At 57.9% G+C, this 15505-nt stretch carries 13 protein-coding genes; 7 read left to right on the forward strand and 6 right to left on the reverse strand.

The window, feature by feature from the left end:
- The first annotated feature begins 35 nt into the window (after positions 1 to 35).
- From IB254_RS13400 to IB254_RS13410, 3 genes are all read left to right on the forward strand, one after another.
- Positions 36 to 1055 (forward strand): ABC transporter substrate-binding protein, encoded by a 1020-nt coding sequence (locus IB254_RS13400; RefSeq protein WP_192417620.1) that lies wholly within the window; start codon positions 36 to 38, stop codon positions 1053 to 1055.
- A 273-nt stretch (positions 1056 to 1328) separates the two neighbouring features.
- Positions 1329 to 2369 carry a GGDEF domain-containing protein gene (locus tag IB254_RS13405; protein ID WP_225602344.1) on the forward strand — a complete coding sequence of 347 codons (1041 nt, stop codon included), beginning with the start codon at positions 1329 to 1331 and terminating at the stop codon, positions 2367 to 2369.
- Positions 2370 to 2570: 201 nt separating this feature from the next.
- Complete coding sequence (locus IB254_RS13410) at positions 2571 to 2900, forward strand: hypothetical protein (protein WP_192417623.1); 330 nt, start codon at positions 2571 to 2573, stop codon at positions 2898 to 2900.
- A gap of 9 nt (positions 2901 to 2909) precedes the next feature.
- On the opposite strand, the gene IB254_RS13415 is transcribed toward IB254_RS13410, so the two are convergent.
- A complete protein-coding gene (locus tag IB254_RS13415; protein WP_192417625.1) occupies positions 2910 to 3698 on the reverse strand; it encodes an alpha/beta hydrolase in 789 nt (262 codons plus the stop codon).
- A gap of 1570 nt (positions 3699 to 5268) precedes the next feature.
- On the opposite strand from IB254_RS13415, the gene IB254_RS13420 reads away from it, so the two are divergent.
- On the forward strand, positions 5269 to 6213 hold the full coding sequence (locus IB254_RS13420) for an aldo/keto reductase (protein WP_192417626.1): 945 nt from the start codon (positions 5269 to 5271) through the stop codon (positions 6211 to 6213).
- A gap of 12 nt (positions 6214 to 6225) precedes the next feature.
- Here IB254_RS13420 and IB254_RS13425 read toward each other — a convergent pair whose 3' ends face one another.
- The 3 genes from IB254_RS13425 to yghX form a co-directional block, all read right to left on the reverse strand.
- A complete protein-coding gene (locus tag IB254_RS13425) occupies positions 6226 to 7029 on the reverse strand; it encodes a 2OG-Fe(II) oxygenase (protein WP_192417628.1) in 804 nt (267 codons plus the stop codon).
- 56 nt (positions 7030 to 7085) lie between these two features.
- Entirely contained in the window at positions 7086 to 7913 is an 828-nt protein-coding gene (locus IB254_RS13430) for a glycosyltransferase (RefSeq protein WP_192417630.1), read from the reverse strand.
- Positions 7914 to 7980: 67 nt separating this feature from the next.
- Positions 7981 to 8868, reverse strand: a complete 888-nt coding sequence (yghX, locus tag IB254_RS13435) for a YghX family hydrolase (RefSeq protein WP_192417632.1) — start codon at positions 8866 to 8868, stop codon at positions 7981 to 7983.
- 292 nt (positions 8869 to 9160) lie between these two features.
- Here yghX and IB254_RS13440 point away from each other — a divergent pair, with 292 nt between their 5' ends.
- The 3 genes from IB254_RS13440 (at position 9161) to IB254_RS13450 (ending at position 13549) form a co-directional block, all read left to right on the forward strand.
- Positions 9161 to 11707 (forward strand): S-type pyocin domain-containing protein, encoded by a 2547-nt coding sequence (locus IB254_RS13440; protein ID WP_192417634.1) that lies wholly within the window; start codon positions 9161 to 9163, stop codon positions 11705 to 11707.
- Complete coding sequence (locus IB254_RS13445; protein WP_192417635.1) at positions 11707 to 11985, forward strand: bacteriocin immunity protein; 279 nt, start codon at positions 11707 to 11709, stop codon at positions 11983 to 11985. Before IB254_RS13440 ends, IB254_RS13445 begins: the two co-directional genes overlap by 1 nt.
- 91 nt (positions 11986 to 12076) lie before the next feature.
- Entirely contained in the window at positions 12077 to 13549 is a 1473-nt protein-coding gene (locus IB254_RS13450; RefSeq protein WP_192417637.1) for a bacteriocin immunity protein, read from the forward strand.
- Positions 13550 to 13862: 313 nt separating this feature from the next.
- On the opposite strand, the gene IB254_RS13455 is transcribed toward IB254_RS13450, so the two are convergent.
- Complete coding sequence (locus IB254_RS13455; protein WP_192417643.1) at positions 13863 to 14264, reverse strand: heme-binding protein; 402 nt, start codon at positions 14262 to 14264, stop codon at positions 13863 to 13865.
- A complete protein-coding gene (gene glcF / locus IB254_RS13460; protein WP_192417645.1) occupies positions 14261 to 15502 on the reverse strand; it encodes a glycolate oxidase subunit GlcF in 1242 nt (413 codons plus the stop codon). The genes IB254_RS13455 and glcF overlap by 4 nt, the downstream gene beginning before the upstream one ends.
- Between the last annotated feature and the right edge of the window lie 3 nt (positions 15503 to 15505).

Below are 15505 nucleotides of genomic sequence, written 5' to 3' on the forward strand. Positions count from 1 at the left end.
TTATTTCTGATTCGTCCACTTACAGCGAGCATTTCATGGCAACTCCCTACAAGCGTTCAGCGTTGACCCTCCTGGCGACCTCCCTGGCGGCGATGAGTGCGTTACTCAGTCCCGGCGCGCAGGCCGAAGGCAAGATCAGCATCGCCCAGCAATTCGGTATCGGTTATCTGATTCTGGATGTGGTTCGCGACCAGCAACTCATCGAGAAGCACGGCAAGGCCCAGGGCCTCGACATCAAGGTCGACTGGAACAGCATCTCCGGTGCCACGGCGATGAACGAAGCGCTGTTGGCCGGCGCGCTGGATGTGGTGTCGGCGGGCGTGCCACCGATGCTGACGATCTGGGATCGCACCAAGGGCAAACAGAACGTCAAGGCGATTGCCTCGCTGGGCTCGATGCCCAACTACCTGCTGACCAACAACCCGAATGTGAAGAGCCTGAAGGACTTCACCGAGAAGGATCGCATTGCCGTGCCTGCGGCCGGGGTAGGGTTCCAGTCGCGCACCTTGCAGATCGAAACGGCCAGGCAGTTCGGCAATGACCACTACAAGAAATTCGACGACATCTCAATCAGCCTGGCCCATCCGGATGCGACGGCGGCATTGATCGCCGGGGGTTCCGAGATCAACGCGCACTTCTCCAGCCCGCCGTTCCAGTATCAGGAATTGCAGAATCCCAACGTGCACAAGGTGCTGAGTTCCTACGACGTGCTGGGTGGCCAGGCCACGTTCAACGTGCTGTACACCACGGAAAAATTCCACGACGAAAACCCGAAAACCTACAAGGCGTTTTACGACGCATTGGCCGAAGCGGAAAAAATCATCAAGGCCGATAAATCCGCCGCCGCCCAGACCTACATCCGCGTCGAGCAATCGAAGCTGGCCCTGCCGCTGGTTGAGAAAATCGTCAACGATCCAGAGATCAACTTCACGGTGGTGCCGCAGCGCACGGCGGTTTACGCCGAGAAACTGCAGGAACTGGGCGTACTGAAGAACAAGGCCGCCAGCTGGAAGGACTACTTCTTCGAAGAAGCACACGGCGGCGCCGGCAGCTAAACACAAACCCCTTGTAGGAGCCGGCTTGCTGGCGATGGCGTCCTCAGGCGCGCCGCAGGGCATGAAGGCCTCATCGTCGGAACGCCGCCCGCAGCAAGCCGGCTCCTACAGGTCCGTGTTTTCACGCTGTCGCGGTGGTAAATGCAGGCCATAAAACTGACCTGAATCAACCCGAATGGCACGGCAATACACAGGGGGATGGCCGTTTGTCATGCGTATGGTTATGCTCGCATCGTTTTGCATTTGCCAATCATTAACAACCACAGTGATGTCATGAGCCAATCAGAGACGCGTGCGACTGCCCTTGCGCTGTATCCGGAAGATTCCCGCGAGGCCGCGGCGCTGCTCAAACAAGCCATTCCGCTGATGGTTCGTCACAACATCCCGCCCAATCCGGTGCATTACGCGCTGTGGTACACCTACAGCAAAGGTCTGGACCCCGAACTCAATCGTCATCTGGACCGGGTGGTCAAAGACTTCGATAGCTTCCCGCCGGAATCCGCCACCCGGCTTTTCCGCGACTACATCATTCGCGACGAGCTGGAAGAGGCCCGCGCCGGGCAGCAACAGGCGATCAATCTGGTGGACGACATGCAGCGCGACGTTTCGCGCAGCGTCGAGGGCAATCTCAACTTCCAGAGCAGTCTGGGACGTTGCCTGGAAATGCTCGAGTCGCCCGTCAACGAGCGCTTGCCGGGCATTTTGAGTGAGCTGCAACAAAGCACCCAACTGATGCACAGTCAGCAGGAACAGTTCCTCACCCAACTGCACTCGGCCCAGAGCGAGATCAAAAGCCTGCGCAGCAAGCTTGAGCGTGCGCAACTGGCGGCCACGCTCGATGGCCTGACCGAACTGCTCAACCGCACCGCGTTTACCCGTTTGCTGGAGCAGGCGCTGAGCAATGAGTCTCAGGGCGTCGCGCTGGTCATGCTGGATATCGATCACTTCAAGCAATTCAACGATCAGTACGGTCACCCGTTGGGCGACCGAGTGCTGCAGCATGTCGGGCAAGTGCTGCGCAGTTCGCTGCCACCCCACGCCACGGCGGCGCGATACGGCGGTGAAGAGTTCTGCGTGATTCTGCAACACTGCGCCGACCTGGCGAGTGCCGCTGTTTTCGCTGAGCAACTGCGGGTGAAAGTACAGTCGTTGCGGATCAAGGCGCGGCTTGATGGCAAGGTGCTCGATACGATCACGGCATCCTTTGGCGTGGCCTTCGCGCAACCCGGCGAGAATATGGACAGCCTCCTGACCCGCGCCGATGACGCGCTCTACCAGGCCAAGCGCGCTGGGCGGAACCGGGTGCATCGCTAAGCGCTGAAACGCCTTTCAAAGCGCCGGTCGGATCCATTTACTGCCGGGCTTGTGCATCGTCGTCATCCTGGTCGGCGTTATCGGACTCAAGCGGGTCACGGGAAAGCCGAGAAGTTTTGAAATAAGGCATTTTGCTGGCCCCGAAGCTCGAAAGTTACAGACAGAATCACTTTAATTTCAGGTGGTTAGGGCTGGCTTTAAATGCGCAATGTGTGGATTACGCTGATTTCATTAGGCCTGGCGGGCATCGCCGTCTCCGCCCAGGCCAAAGAGCTTCAAGCCAATGACCGGTATATGTGCAGCTGGGGCGCGGGCACTGCAGCCAGAGCCCAGGAACTCAAACTGGCCGGTGTTTCGCTGTACGCCGCCCGCCAGAAATTACAGACCTACAAGTTCAGCAAACCGTGGATGCGCATGACGGCCATGGGTATTACCGAGCAAACCTACGACAGCCCGTCGCGGATCAAACCCGCAGCACTGCGCCAGAGTTTCTACGAAGATTGCGTGCGCTTTAAGTTGGCGCGCAAATGACCGAGTGACCTACAGCCCGTCTTCCATCAGCTTCAGATACTCGGGGCTGTCGGAGATCGAATTGTGCCCCACGCCAGGAATAACCTTCAGGGTCGCCACACCTTTGGCGAAATGCCCGTAGAGTTTTTCCGTGCTGGAGGGCGGGATGACTTCATCCTGCCCGGCCGCGAGCAACAGCGTCGGTATCGAGATGTGCCCGGCGTATTTCCACGATTCGAACTTGTCCTGCAGCAGCCACTTCACCGGGAATATCGGGTACTGGCGGACGGCGAGGTCTTCAAGGCTGTTGTAGGGGGTGATCAGGACCAGTCGGGAGGCCGGGCGCTGGCTGGCGAGGCGCACGGCGACGCCCGATCCCAGGCTGCGGCCGACCACGGCGATGTGAGGATGGGTGTCGTAGACTTTGTCGAACAAGGTCAGGGCATCGCGGGAAATCGCTTCTTCGGAAGGTGAGCCGGTGCTGCCACCGAAGCCCCGGTAGTGCAGTAAGTAGAGGGCATGGCCGGGGAATGCCTGGGAAAACACGGGCAGGTTGCGCGAAACGTCCTCGGCATTGCCACCAAAATAGATCAGTGCATTTGGCCCGTCGTGCGGTTTGACGGTGACCTGCACCTGTGCGTCCGCCACCGATAGCGTGAGCAGCGTTTCGGGCGTCCCGAGCGCGGCGGGTTGCGGGAAGTAGATGAGGGCGCGCTGGAACACGAACAGCGCGACGCAGAGCGCCAGGTACAACGCGGTAACGATGACGATGAGATACATCAGGGAGCGTGACATTCGGTTAGCGTGAGTGGGTGGCATTGACTGCTCTGGGCCTGAGGACCGCGACGGCTTGATCGCTTACAGAGTGTAGTTGAATCACGGTGGGGCCCTTGGGGGTGTGGTTTTTGAGGGGGGGCATATCCGTTTTTTGGGTAGTGGCGGCTATTGGTTCCGCTCTTACAGCGGGTCACTTGGAGAAGCGCCAAGTAACCAAGCGCTTTTGCCCCTTTCGTTCGGTGCCTCGCTAATGCTCGGCATGCCCTCGCTCCGGTCCTGCTCCGTGGGCCCGCCGCGATCGGCCATCCTTGGCCGTGCGCGGCTAACCCGGCATCCATGCCGGGTTGCCCACTGCGCAGAACCTGCGCTCAGCCTCTCGAGGGGGCGACTACCGCTACCGCCGCCGAGGCGGCCTGAAAGCCGACCTGGCTCTTTGGTGCACGCGTTCCCTCATTCCGGATATGTACACCGATCCCCTGTAGGAGCCGGCTTGCTGGCGATGGACGCCAACGATAACGCGGGCTGTCTGAATGAACGCGTTGTCCAAACGCTTTTCGCCAGCAAGCCGGCTCCTACAGTTGATCGTATTTATCCAAATGCATCTGCATTTCCCTTGTAGGAGCCAGCTTGCTGGCGATGGACGCCAACGATAACGCGGGCTGTCTGAATGAACGCGTTGTCCAAACGCTTTTCGCCAGCAAGCCGGCTCCTACAGTTGATCGTATTTATCCAAACACATCTGCATTTCCCTTGTAGGAGCCGGCTTGCTGGCGATGGACGTCAACGATAACGCGGGCTGTCTGAATGAACGCGTCCCCCAGACGCTTTTCGCCGGCAAGCCGGCTCCTACAGTTGATCGTATTTATCCAAACACATCTGCATTTCCCTTGTAGGAGCCGGCTTGCTGGCGATGGACGTCAACGATAACGCGGGCTGTCTGAATGAACGCGTCGCCCCGACGCTTTTCGCCGGCAAGCCGGCTCCTACAGTTGATCGTATTTATCCAAACACCTATGCATTTCCCTTGTAGGAGCCAGCTTGCTGGCGATGGACGCCAACGATAACGCGGAGTGTCTGAATGAACGCGTTGCCCCGACGTTTTTCGCCGGCAAGCCGGCTCCTACAGGGAATCCCATACGCTTTTGATTTTCACCACTCATCAGGCCGAGCGTTAGCTCGCCTTCAGCTCTTGATCTGAGCGCCCCCTCGAGAGGCCGAGCGCAGGTTCTGCGCAGTGGGCAACCCGGCATGGATGCCGGGTTAGCCGCCCCCGGTCATGGATGGCCGATGGCGGCGGGCCCACGGAGCAGGACCGGAGCGAGGGCATGCCGAGCCTAGGCGAGGCACCGAACGAAAGGGGCAAGAGCGCTTGGTTACTTGGCGCTTCTCCAAGTGACTCGCCGTAAGGGCGAAACCGCCAGCCGCCATCACCGAAGAATCGGATATTCACCCAACTGATCGCTGCTACACACCAACGCCTGCGACCATGTTGTATTTCAAGCAGGGACGAATTGCCGCCGGCAGCTATTCTCTTGGCTAGCAGAGGACTCGTGACGCTAGTAACCGCGCCATTTGCCGCGCAACAAGCGCAAAAGAGTGGAAGGACACCACCATGAGCCACACTGATGGATACACGCGTCGACGAATACTCACGCTGGCTGCCGGTGCTTCGGCGGTGCTCACTTTCGATCCGGCCTTTGCAGCCACCGCGCCGTCGAAGGAAACAGGAGGCAAGAACATGCTGACCCGCGCCATTCCTTCCAGCAACGAGCCATTGCCCCTTGTCGGCGTGGGCACCTATCGCGGCTTTGATGTCGCACCTGCCGATCCGGCCTACAAAAACCTGCCCGCCGTTCTCAGCGCGTTATTTGAAAAGGGCGGCACGGTGATCGACAGCTCACCCATGTATGGCCGCGCCGAGCAGACCATCGGCGAACTGCTGTCGATCCACAAGCCGCGTTCACCAGCGTTCCTGGCCACCAAGGTGTGGACCCGTGGCCGCGAAGAAGGCATCGCGCAGATGGAGCAATCGTTCAAACTGCTGCAGACCGACCGGATCGACCTGATGCAGATCCATAACCTGCTGGACTGGAAAACCCATTTGCCTACATTGCGCAAATGGAAGGAAGAAGGGCGGATTCGCTACATCGGCATCACCCATTACACCGCGTCGGCATATGAGGAAGTGGAAGCGGTGCTCAAAACCGAGTCACTGGATTTCTTGCAGATCAACTATGCGCTGGACGATCGCGGGGTCGAGAAACGCATCCTGCCGCTGTGTCGCGAACGCGGCGTGGCGGTGATCTGCAACCGGCCATTTGGCGGCGGTGATTTGCTTGCCCGCTTGAAGGGCAAACCGCTGCCCGGCTGGGCCTCGCAAGTCGGCGTCACCAGTTGGGCACAGTTGGCGCTCAAGTATTTGCTGGCGCATTCGGCAGTGACCTGCGTCATCCCCGGCACCGGCAACCCGCGTTACATGGCGGACAACGCCGGTGCCGGTTTCGGCCCGATGCTGACGGGGGCGCAACGCGAGCAGTTGATCGATGTGGTCGGATAACCGCAGGTGCCGTCAGTTTTTTTTCTTGATGAGTTTGTTGAGGTAGTACTTGAGGCTCAAGCGATCCTTGGGCCTTGGTTTGTAGTGGGTTTTGTTTCTTTGCGCAGGATCAGCCGCCACGGTTGCTGCGGTGTAGTAGTACAGCGCGATGGACCGGCGTGTAATGTGTTCCGGCGTCGTCAGAGGCTCCGGGTGTCCATGATTGCTGTCCTTGTCGGTGTTGAAAATGACACAGCGGTTGTAGATCGGCAGGACTTTCTTGAGGCAAGTCTTCATCCCGACGTCCCATAGCTCCAGGTTGCCGCCGTACGCCTCTTGCCAATCCTGATTCAGGTAAATAATGGCATTCAGTCTGCGCTCGATATTCAACTTTTTGTTGAGCCGGAAGTCCGAGTGCACCCCCAGAAACCCACCCTTTTTCGTTTCGTGCAGTCCGCCGCCGGTAAAGTAAGGATCGGGAATCAAACCCTCGATACCTGTGAGCTTTTCAAGAAACTGCAACATGGGCGCCGAGTTGAAGGCGTTGAAAACCGTCTTCAAGTAGGGATCGCACTCGTTGGGGCTGACTTGCCGTTTGTGCTGACCCTTATAGCCTCGCTCATAGAGCATTTCGTTGTTGGTTGGCTCGACGGGAAAATGCGCGCAGATGCTCGCAATCAGGTCCTGCGGTAAAAAATCGTCAATGACGATGTGCGGAAAGGGGGTGGCTTGAGCATAAGTACTGGCTAGCGAGTGACCGAAAGTGCTGGCAGCGTTCTGGTCAAAATCCAGCTCCGGGGTGGTGACGATGGGGAGTGTCTGAGTGATCGGTGTCATTACCGCTCCAATAGTCTGTTCATAACAACCTGCGAGTGCTTCCTGCAAGAGGAGCGCTACTTGTGACGCGCTGCCGATACCTGGTTGTTGTCACCTTTCAAACGTTTAAGGATGTCGTTGTACATCTTCGTTCGTCTGTGCGTTGTCGCATAACCGCCAGCGGCCGCGACGGTGCCCGCTTGAATATGGTCGAGGTAGCTGAATATCTTGCGCGGGGACAACAGTTCAACAACATAGCCCAACTGGGTCATGCGGTCCTGGAGGGTATAACCGGGTACGCGCTCATCCATCAGGAAATGCATGCCGTGCTGCTTCATCAGCTTGCAGTTCCATAAGGTACAGAAGCTTTTCAAATAAACTTCCCTGTAGGGCTTTGGCTCTCTGGAACGTAGTCCCAGAGACAGTTTCAGGCGTCTGACGTGATGTTTTACCAGTCGTGAGCTAAAGCGCCAAAGGGTTCTGGTGGTGCCGCGGTTAAGTTGTTCTGTGCACCCGACGGCCACGACATTCGGGTTTTTGATGCACTTGTTCAGCATCATTGAAAATACATTTTTGTCGAAAATAAAGGTATCGGTGTGCAGCAGGAACAGAAAGTCGGTCTCAACCCGTTCCAGCACCAGGTCGAGTGCTTTGCCATGCGCGATATGACCATGCTCCGGTCCGGGAGCTTTTCGCTCTATCAGGTTGATCCAGTCCAGTGTGCGCAGATAGTCGGTGCTTTCATCGGCCGAGTCGTTATCAACCACCCAGACCGGAATGTTGCTGTCGCCCAGGTGTTGATGTAGCAGGTCGAGGCAAATCCGGGTTATTTCGATGGTTTTGTAATTGACCAGGACAATGCTGAAGGGTGGTTTCTGTTGCGACAGAAAATCATTGTTATTCATGTGTGATGCACTCTTTAAAAACCTGGAAACAGCAATAAAAATTCAAGACCACTTATTGCTTGCGGCGCTAAGACAAGTATCGCCGGAACCAGTCTAGCGTTCTTTCCCAGGCAAGTTTGGCTGCAGCCTCATCGAATCGAGGCGTGGAATCGTTATGGAAACCGTGGTTGGCGCCGGGGTAGATGTAGGCTTCATAGGTTTTGCCGGCTGCTTTTAATGCCTGCTCGTAGGCGGGCCATCCTTCGTTGATGCGTGTGTCCAGTTCGCCAAAGTGAAGCATTACCGGCGCCTTGATCCGGGGGACATCCCTGGCGTCTGGTTGCCGGCCATAGAAGGACACGGCAGCCCCGAGTTCGGGATAGGCCACGGCAGCCGCGTTGGCGACGCCACCGCCATAGCAGAAGCCGGTGATGCCGACTCTACCAGTGGTCGTATCGTGTTTCATCAGCCACTCGATCGCGGCAAAAAAGTCATTCATGAGCTTTTCAGGATCAACGGTCGCCTGGAGCTCCCGGCCTTTGTCGTCGTTGCCGGGATAGCTGCCCACTGACGTCAGGCCATCGGGGGCGAGGGCGATGAACCCGGCCTTGGCCACGCGTCGGGCAACATCTTCGATGTAGGGGTTGAGCCCGCGGTTTTCATGCACGACGACCACGGCCGCCACTTTGCCGGTGGCTTTTGCCGGACGCACCCGATAGGCCCGAACCTGCCCGTGGCCCTTGGGCGAGGGGTAGGTGATGTACTCGGCGATGATGTCCGGATCGGTAAACGCCACTTGCTCGGCCAAGGCATAGTCGGGACTCAGGGCGGCGAGGAGCGCACTGGCGGTCAGGCCGCCAAGGGTGAATAACGCCGCCCGGTCGAGAAACTCTCGCCGGTTGATCTTGCCGTGGGCGTAGTAGTCGTAGAGTTCGAGCAGCTCAGGGGCAAAGTCATTCGCAGTAAGACGATTCATCTTTGCGCTTCCTTTGAAGTGGACGGTTGCTCTGTCAGTTCGAAAAAGCGGCAACAACTATCAATTCTAGCCGCGCATAAAAAAAGAGACGTAAGTCTCTTTTTTGTTTCTTCTGATTACGTTCTCGAGCACGGTTCAGTTCAGGCATTGCGCCCCGGCGCTCGCCACGACGCCGGACACCCCTACCGCGTAAAAAAAACGATCTCCTGAGTAAACCCCGCGCGATACATATGTACCGCACCCAGCCATTCCCCCATCGACAAACTGTGCCCTACAGACAAGGAGAGACTGTATGGCACAACGATTCAACGATGGGACGTCAGGAGACGTCGTCATCAGATCCGGTCCGCCTGCTTCTGGCGGCGGTGGTGGTGGGGGAGGAGGCGGAAGTTTTGGAGGTAATCGCGTAGGCGCTTCCGGCAATTTTGGGGGCCCCAGCTCAAAAACCATCGCACTCAGGAAGGCGGCGAACAGAGAACGCGAAGCCAAGGCGGCCCAAGACAGGGCCGACGCTGCGGCACGAGTGCAGGAACAGGCCCGCCTCCAGTCGCGGCAGCAACTGCTCACGGCTCTGACGCAGCGTCATGGCACCTTCAGAACCGAGCTCGACCGAAGCTTTAACGCCAGGGCCGAACAGCTCACACAATCACTTGAGCACGAAATCACCGCCGCCAAACGCCACCATGCAGGTATGTCCAGCGAACGCTGGCAGCTGTACCTCATCACCAAAGACAAGAGCGAAATCGATGGGCTGATTTCCCGAAAAACCACAGAACTCAACGGTAAAAACGCAATTGCCGCGGCATTCGACGGACACGATCCGCTCACGCGCACCGCCGCCGATTACCTGATCCGACTCGACCAGTTCGGTGATGCGTTGATGGCGGGGCATCAACTCTGGGAGAGCGCTTACAACGCTGCTCACGAAGCCCGACTGCTGCAGGCGCAAATCGACGCGCTCAACCCTAAGTCCAGCGCACTGGCCACTCATCATGCCGAGCAAAGCACTGTCTGGCGTGAGCGAGAGGCACTTTGGGAACGCCAACGACAGCACGCCGAGCAGCGTGGCGCGCGCGTTCGGTTCAAGCAGCAGGTTGATGAGGATGCTCGCCTCGAACGAGTCAGGCAGGCCAACACCTTTGATTTGCCTGTTACTTCTTCAGCGCTTTCCGCGGGGATATTGCCCAGCCACGGCGGGGAATGGGTCGATGCGCAAAATCTGGTAAGCGCGGTGACGCGTGCGGCCACCATCGTAGGTGGCGTCTTGAGCACGGTCACGCGACCGCAAGCTGCGATATTCATGGCGGGAGTGTTTTATCCGACTCGTGAATTGGGCAACGGCGAGTTGACCCCCGAGCAACGACATCGGTTGTTTGAGGTTGTCGCAGTCCCGGCTCACGCCCTGGAACTTCATGACTCTCAAGAGCTACAGGCCGCTGCCGATGCAGGCGGATCGGTGGCGGTGGAATACCGGCTCAAACCCGTGGCCACGCCGCAAGGTCTCGCGATAGTCGTTGCCGGCACGGGGGGCGATATCGATTCCCGCGTCCTGGTCGTGAATGCGGTGCTCAATCCGCAGACTGGCGTCTACACCGCCGAGATTCCAGGATCACCTGCCAGGCAGGTGCAGTTCGCCCCAGACGCCACGCCTCAAGCGGCCCTGGCCAGCGAGACTCGTCTAACCGTCACGGAACCGCAGATTCAGGACATCCCGACGGGTGTTGATTGGCGCATTCAGGATTGCATTGTCTGCGTGCCAGGCCTGCCACCGACCTACCTGTCCTTCAACGTTCCGGCCATGGGCTCCGGCATTGTCACCGGAACCGGTCAACCGCCGACGGCTGATTGGTGGAAAAGCACCAGCCAGACAGCCGGCGCCGCGATCCCTAGTCAGATTGGCGATCAGTTCCGAGGCCGGGAATTCAAGTCGTTCGAGGCTTTCGACGAAGCGCTGTGGCGAACGCTCGGTGAGCACTCGGCCCTGACTCATCCACTCGATGAGGTGAACAAAAAGCGCATTGAGCAAGGCTTCGCCCCGTACGCGCCGAAAAGCACATGGACGGGTGAAAGTCGCGAGTTCGAACTGCGGTTTCAGGAGCGGCCGGAGTTCTGGTCTGACCCGTTCAATCTCGACAAAATCAGCATCAAAACGCCGCAAAGTGCCGAAGGGTGGTTGGGCATCGTACCGGCGGTTGTGCCCTGGCCGGTTCCGCCTGTTGGCACCTGGACACCGTTGGTGCCGCCGGGTAGCGAACATCTGGGTTCGACGACATCGCCGATCGCACCCGTTGTCCCAGTGGTTTATCCCGGCAGCCCTGCCATCCCGGTCCTACCGCAAAACGAGACGTTTCCGGCTGTTGACGAAGGGGAGATTGGTGCGAGTATTCCCGGGTATCCGGGGGATATGGAGCTGCCTTCGCCGGATGCGCTGTTCCGGGATCGACGTGATGACCCCGGCATCGCTACAGGTTGGGGATCCGACGTCTCGGAGGTTTGGCTTGGGGACGATGCGAGGGGAGATGGGGCACCGGTTCCATGGGAAATTGCAGAACAGTTGCGGTGGAAGGAGTTTCGTAATTTTCATGGATTCAGGCGGGCGTTCTGGAAGGCGGTTGCGGCGGATCCTGAGTTGAGAACGCAATTCGAGCCTTTCGATTTAAACTTGATGAAGCGAGGCAAAGCACCTGTTGCATTATTACCAGATAGAAATGGAGGACGGATTAAGTTTGAAATTCATCATATTGTAGAAGTTGCTCAAGGGGGCGCGGTTTACGAAATGGATAATTTGGTTGTGATGACGCCAGTGCGGCATATAAAACTTCATGGAAAAAGGAACTGATGATGGTTTTTAAAGAGAAATTTGAAGACTACACAGAAGCAGAGTTTTTAGAATTGTTGGACGCTATTTATGAGGAGCGCGATGATTTGTCTGATGACGCGTTTGATGATCTCGTAGTCAAAAGCATTTTGCATTTTGAGACTGTTACGCAGCACCCTGGGGGGCTGCATGCCTTTCTGAATCAGGGAGAGCGAGGTAGAAGCACACCGGCAGAAGTTCTGAAATTAGTAAAAGAATGGCGTGCAGCCAATAACAAGCCAGGATTCAAGCCTGAATAGTCATTGTCTGCCGTAATAGATTGACACCTGCTCATAAGGAGTGAGCAGGTGCGCCGTTTTTGTCGTGCGAAAGAACAAGGAAGAATTAAAGATGGAACTTAAAACCACACTCAAGGATTACACCGTGTCGGAATTCCAGGCACTGGTCAACAGAATCTGGGCCGTTGATCTGCCGAAAACGGAACATGACCAACTGATCGACCATTTCGACCGGATCGTTGGTCATCCCCAAGGGGCAGATTTGCTGTTCTACCCATCGGACAAGTCGAACACCAACAGCCCGGAAAGCGTTGTCCACTACGTCAGAACATGGCATCACCAGCAAGGAATATCGGCATTCAAAGGCGAGGATATTTCCGCTGCAAAAACACCTGTCGCGCCGCTAACTCCTTTGGCCAGAAGCTTGGCCGAGGTCGAAAAAATCACAGCGGATGTGGCGATTTCAGGACAGGTTGTTGAAGAGGCTTTCAGCGTTTTCGCGCAGCAAATCTACAACCTGCGAAGTCAACAGAACACCCATCCGGACACCCACCAAAACGAAGCAGGCATCCGCATTCTGGAAGATGCCCAGCATGAAGCGCTGATGGCCGTCAGAAAGTATGAATTCTGGAAAATGAGAGTAGCGTTTGTCCAAAGCGGTGCTCAGCGCAACCTGACTTACGCGCGATCCGAGCAAGCGCAATGGCAGAGCCTTGTGCAGCGGATCAACGCAACCCAGGAACGCTACATCTCACGGCTTGCCAGCATTTCCCTGCGCCATCGCGCTTTGCATGATGAAGCGGAGGCATTGCTGATGGCGGCGTCGCAACGTTTGATCGATTCGCGCGGTTCTAATCAAACGATGCCCACGATCAGCGCTTCGCTCGCTTTCGCCGATAAACGTCCCGACCTTTTGCTGACAGGCGGTTCATCCGCGCTGCTGGCGTCTCAGCAGAAGGATCTGCTCAAAGCGGTGCGCTCGGTTGTTGCGGAGTTTTCCTGGCAGAACACCTCAGGCGAGCCGGACACTGGAAACCAGCAGGCTGCGGTAATGAGTTTCGCTTTTTCCAGCCGGGCAGACACTCAGGTTTACGGTTTGAGCGTGCCCCTGAGCGAACTTCTGCCCATCGAAGGCCAGGATTGGCAACACCTGGCCGCGAGCGAGGCTGAGGTCGATGTACCTTTTCGTATGAGCACTGCGACAATCCCGGCCCAACCCGGAAAAATGTTCCAGGGTTTGCGCGAGATCAAAACGCTGTCACAGGTTTCCCTCTCTGCGTGCAGAGGATACCAATCGATCTCGGGTGTCAGGGTCAGAGCGGTGACGCAGGACCAGCACCTGAATAGCTTTAGTTTTACCTCTGAGGGTGTGGCAGCGATCGCCGTTCACTGGTCGACCACGGTTGCCCTTGAGTCAGTCCATTCGCGTCGCATAGGGTTTGTTCGCTCCGCGTCAGCGCCGACCATTGAAGCTTTTGCAGACGAGGCGCATGGCCGGTTTGACGATTACATCCTGGTGTTTCCCGTCGAGTCAGGGCTTGACCCGATTTACATCGTTTTCAACCGACCTGCCCAATTGATATGACGGTTTGCCTCGCTCGAGGCCTGCATGAGCGGTCCGTGAGATCGCCATCGCCGGCAAGCCGGCTCCTACAGGTTTTGCGTTAACTCCAAATTCTCAAACATCCATTGGATCTGTGGGACCCTGGCTTGCTGGCGATGGCGTCTGTGAGATCGCTATCGCCAGCAAGCCGGCTCCTACAAGTTTTGCGTTAACCCCAAATCCTCGAGCATCCATTGGATCTGTGGGAGCCTGGCTTGCCAGCGATGGCGTCCGTGAGATCGTTATCGCCAGCAAGCCGGCTCCTACAGGTTTTGTGTGAACCGTCAATCACAGGTCAGTTCAGGCATTGCGCCCCGGCGCTCGCCACTTGCGCATCCTGATCGGCTTTTACGCCGGACACGCCAACCGCACCCACCACCTGACCGTCGACGATGATCGGCACGCCGCCTTCCAGGGATGTCAGCAAGGGGGCCGACAAAAACGCGAAGCGCCCGCCGTTGACCATTTCTTCATAACCTTTGGATTCGCGCCGGCCCAACGCCGAGGTGCGCGCCTTTTCGGTGGCGATGTAAGCGCTGATGGGCGCGCAGCCGTCGAGGCGTTCGAGGGCGAGGGGGTGGCCGCCGTCGTCGACGATCACGATGGTCACGGCCCATTGGTTATTTTGTGCTTCGGTGCGTGCGGCCGTTAGGATCCGGCTGACTTCGGTCTGGCTCAGGACGGCTTTGCTTTTCATGGGGAATCTCCGGTGATCGATGAGGGCAGCGCCGCGTCGAGCAGTTCGATCCAGTGCCGGACCGGGGTTCGGCCCGCGCCGTCGAGATGCGACTGACAGCCGATATTGGCGGTAACGATAACTTCAGGATGGCCACTTTCCAGCGCATTCAGTTTGTTGTCGCGCAGTTGCCGGGACAGTTCGGGTTGGGTGATCGAATAAGTGCCCGCCGACCCGCAGCACAAATGGCTGTCGGGCACAGGTGTGAGGTTGAAACCGAGGCGGGCAAGGAGCGCTTCCACCGCGCCGCCGAGCTTTTGCGCGTGCTGCAACGTGCAGGGGCAATGGAAGGCCAGGCGCTGGTCACTGTGGATGCCGAGTGTTTCCAGCGGTTCGTCGCGCAACACTTCCACCAGGTCCCTGGCCAGCGCGCTGACTCTTTTTGCCTTCTCGGCGTAGGCCGGATCGCGTTCGAGTAAATGGCCATAGTCCTTGATGAAGGCGCCACAGCCACTGGCGGTTTGCACGATGGCTTCTGCACCGTTCTCGATACTCGGCCACCACGCATCGATATTGCGGCGAGCGCGGTCGAGGCCGGCGGCCTGAGCGTCGAGGTGATAATCCACCGCGCCGCAACACCCGGCTTCGCTGGACGGGGTGACACTGATACCCAGTCGATCCAGCACCCGCGCCGCTGCCGCATTGGTGTTGGGCGACAGGCTCGGCTGTACGCAGCCTTCGAGCATCAGCACCTGACGGGCATGGCGGGTGGTGGGACGTGGCCGGGGGAGATAAACATGGCGAGGCAACTTTGCCTGCAAGGTGTTGGGCAGCAGTGCCCGAAAAACCTGACCGCTGCTGACCAGCGCTTTGAACAGCCCCGGATTGGGTACGACGCTGCGCAATCCCTCGCGCAACAGACGTTGGTCAATGGAGCGCGGCACCGCCGCATCGACCACCGCCCGGCCGATGTCGAGCAAGTTGTGATAATCGACTCCGGAAGGACAGGTGGTTTCACAATTGCGGCACGACAGGCAGCGGTCCAGATGCTGTTGGGTTTTTTGCGTGACCTCGTTGCCTTCCAGCACCTGTTTGATCAGGTAGATGCGGCCCCGTGGCCCATCGAGTTCATCGCCGAGCAATTGATAGGTCGGGCAGGTGGCATTGCAGAAGCCGCAGTGCACACAGGTGCGCAAAATGCTTTCGGCTTCTTCGGCGCGGGGCAGCTGCCGGGCGGTTTCGCTCAGGGTTGTCTGCATGGT

This window comes from Pseudomonas sp. PDM03, from assembly GCF_014852385.1.
Taxonomy (GTDB): domain Bacteria; phylum Pseudomonadota; class Gammaproteobacteria; order Pseudomonadales; family Pseudomonadaceae; genus Aquipseudomonas; species Aquipseudomonas migulae.

Bases quoted from the DNA above. Each gene is read 5' to 3' on its own strand.
- IB254_RS13400 (WP_192417620.1), top strand. From the start codon at position 36: ATGGCAACTCCCTACAAGCGTTCAGCGTTGACCCTCCTGGCGACCTCC.
- IB254_RS13405 (WP_225602344.1), top strand. From the start codon at position 1,329: ATGAGCCAATCAGAGACGCGTGCGACTGCCCTTGCGCTGTATCCGGAA.
- IB254_RS13410 (WP_192417623.1), top strand. From the start codon at position 2,571: ATGCGCAATGTGTGGATTACGCTGATTTCATTAGGCCTGGCGGGCATC.
- IB254_RS13415 (WP_192417625.1), bottom strand. From the start codon at position 3,698: ATGCCACCCACTCACGCTAACCGAATGTCACGCTCCCTGATGTATCTC.
- IB254_RS13420 (WP_192417626.1), top strand. From the start codon at position 5,269: ATGAGCCACACTGATGGATACACGCGTCGACGAATACTCACGCTGGCT.
- IB254_RS13425 (WP_192417628.1), bottom strand. From the start codon at position 7,029: ATGACACCGATCACTCAGACACTCCCCATCGTCACCACCCCGGAGCTG.
- IB254_RS13430 (WP_192417630.1), bottom strand. From the start codon at position 7,913: ATGAATAACAATGATTTTCTGTCGCAACAGAAACCACCCTTCAGCATT.
- yghX (WP_192417632.1), bottom strand. From the start codon at position 8,868: ATGAATCGTCTTACTGCGAATGACTTTGCCCCTGAGCTGCTCGAACTC.
- IB254_RS13440 (WP_192417634.1), top strand. From the start codon at position 9,161: ATGGCACAACGATTCAACGATGGGACGTCAGGAGACGTCGTCATCAGA.
- IB254_RS13445 (WP_192417635.1), top strand. From the start codon at position 11,707: ATGATGGTTTTTAAAGAGAAATTTGAAGACTACACAGAAGCAGAGTTT.
- IB254_RS13450 (WP_192417637.1), top strand. From the start codon at position 12,077: ATGGAACTTAAAACCACACTCAAGGATTACACCGTGTCGGAATTCCAG.
- IB254_RS13455 (WP_192417643.1), bottom strand. From the start codon at position 14,264: ATGAAAAGCAAAGCCGTCCTGAGCCAGACCGAAGTCAGCCGGATCCTA.
- glcF (WP_192417645.1), bottom strand. From the start codon at position 15,502: ATGCAGACAACCCTGAGCGAAACCGCCCGGCAGCTGCCCCGCGCCGAA.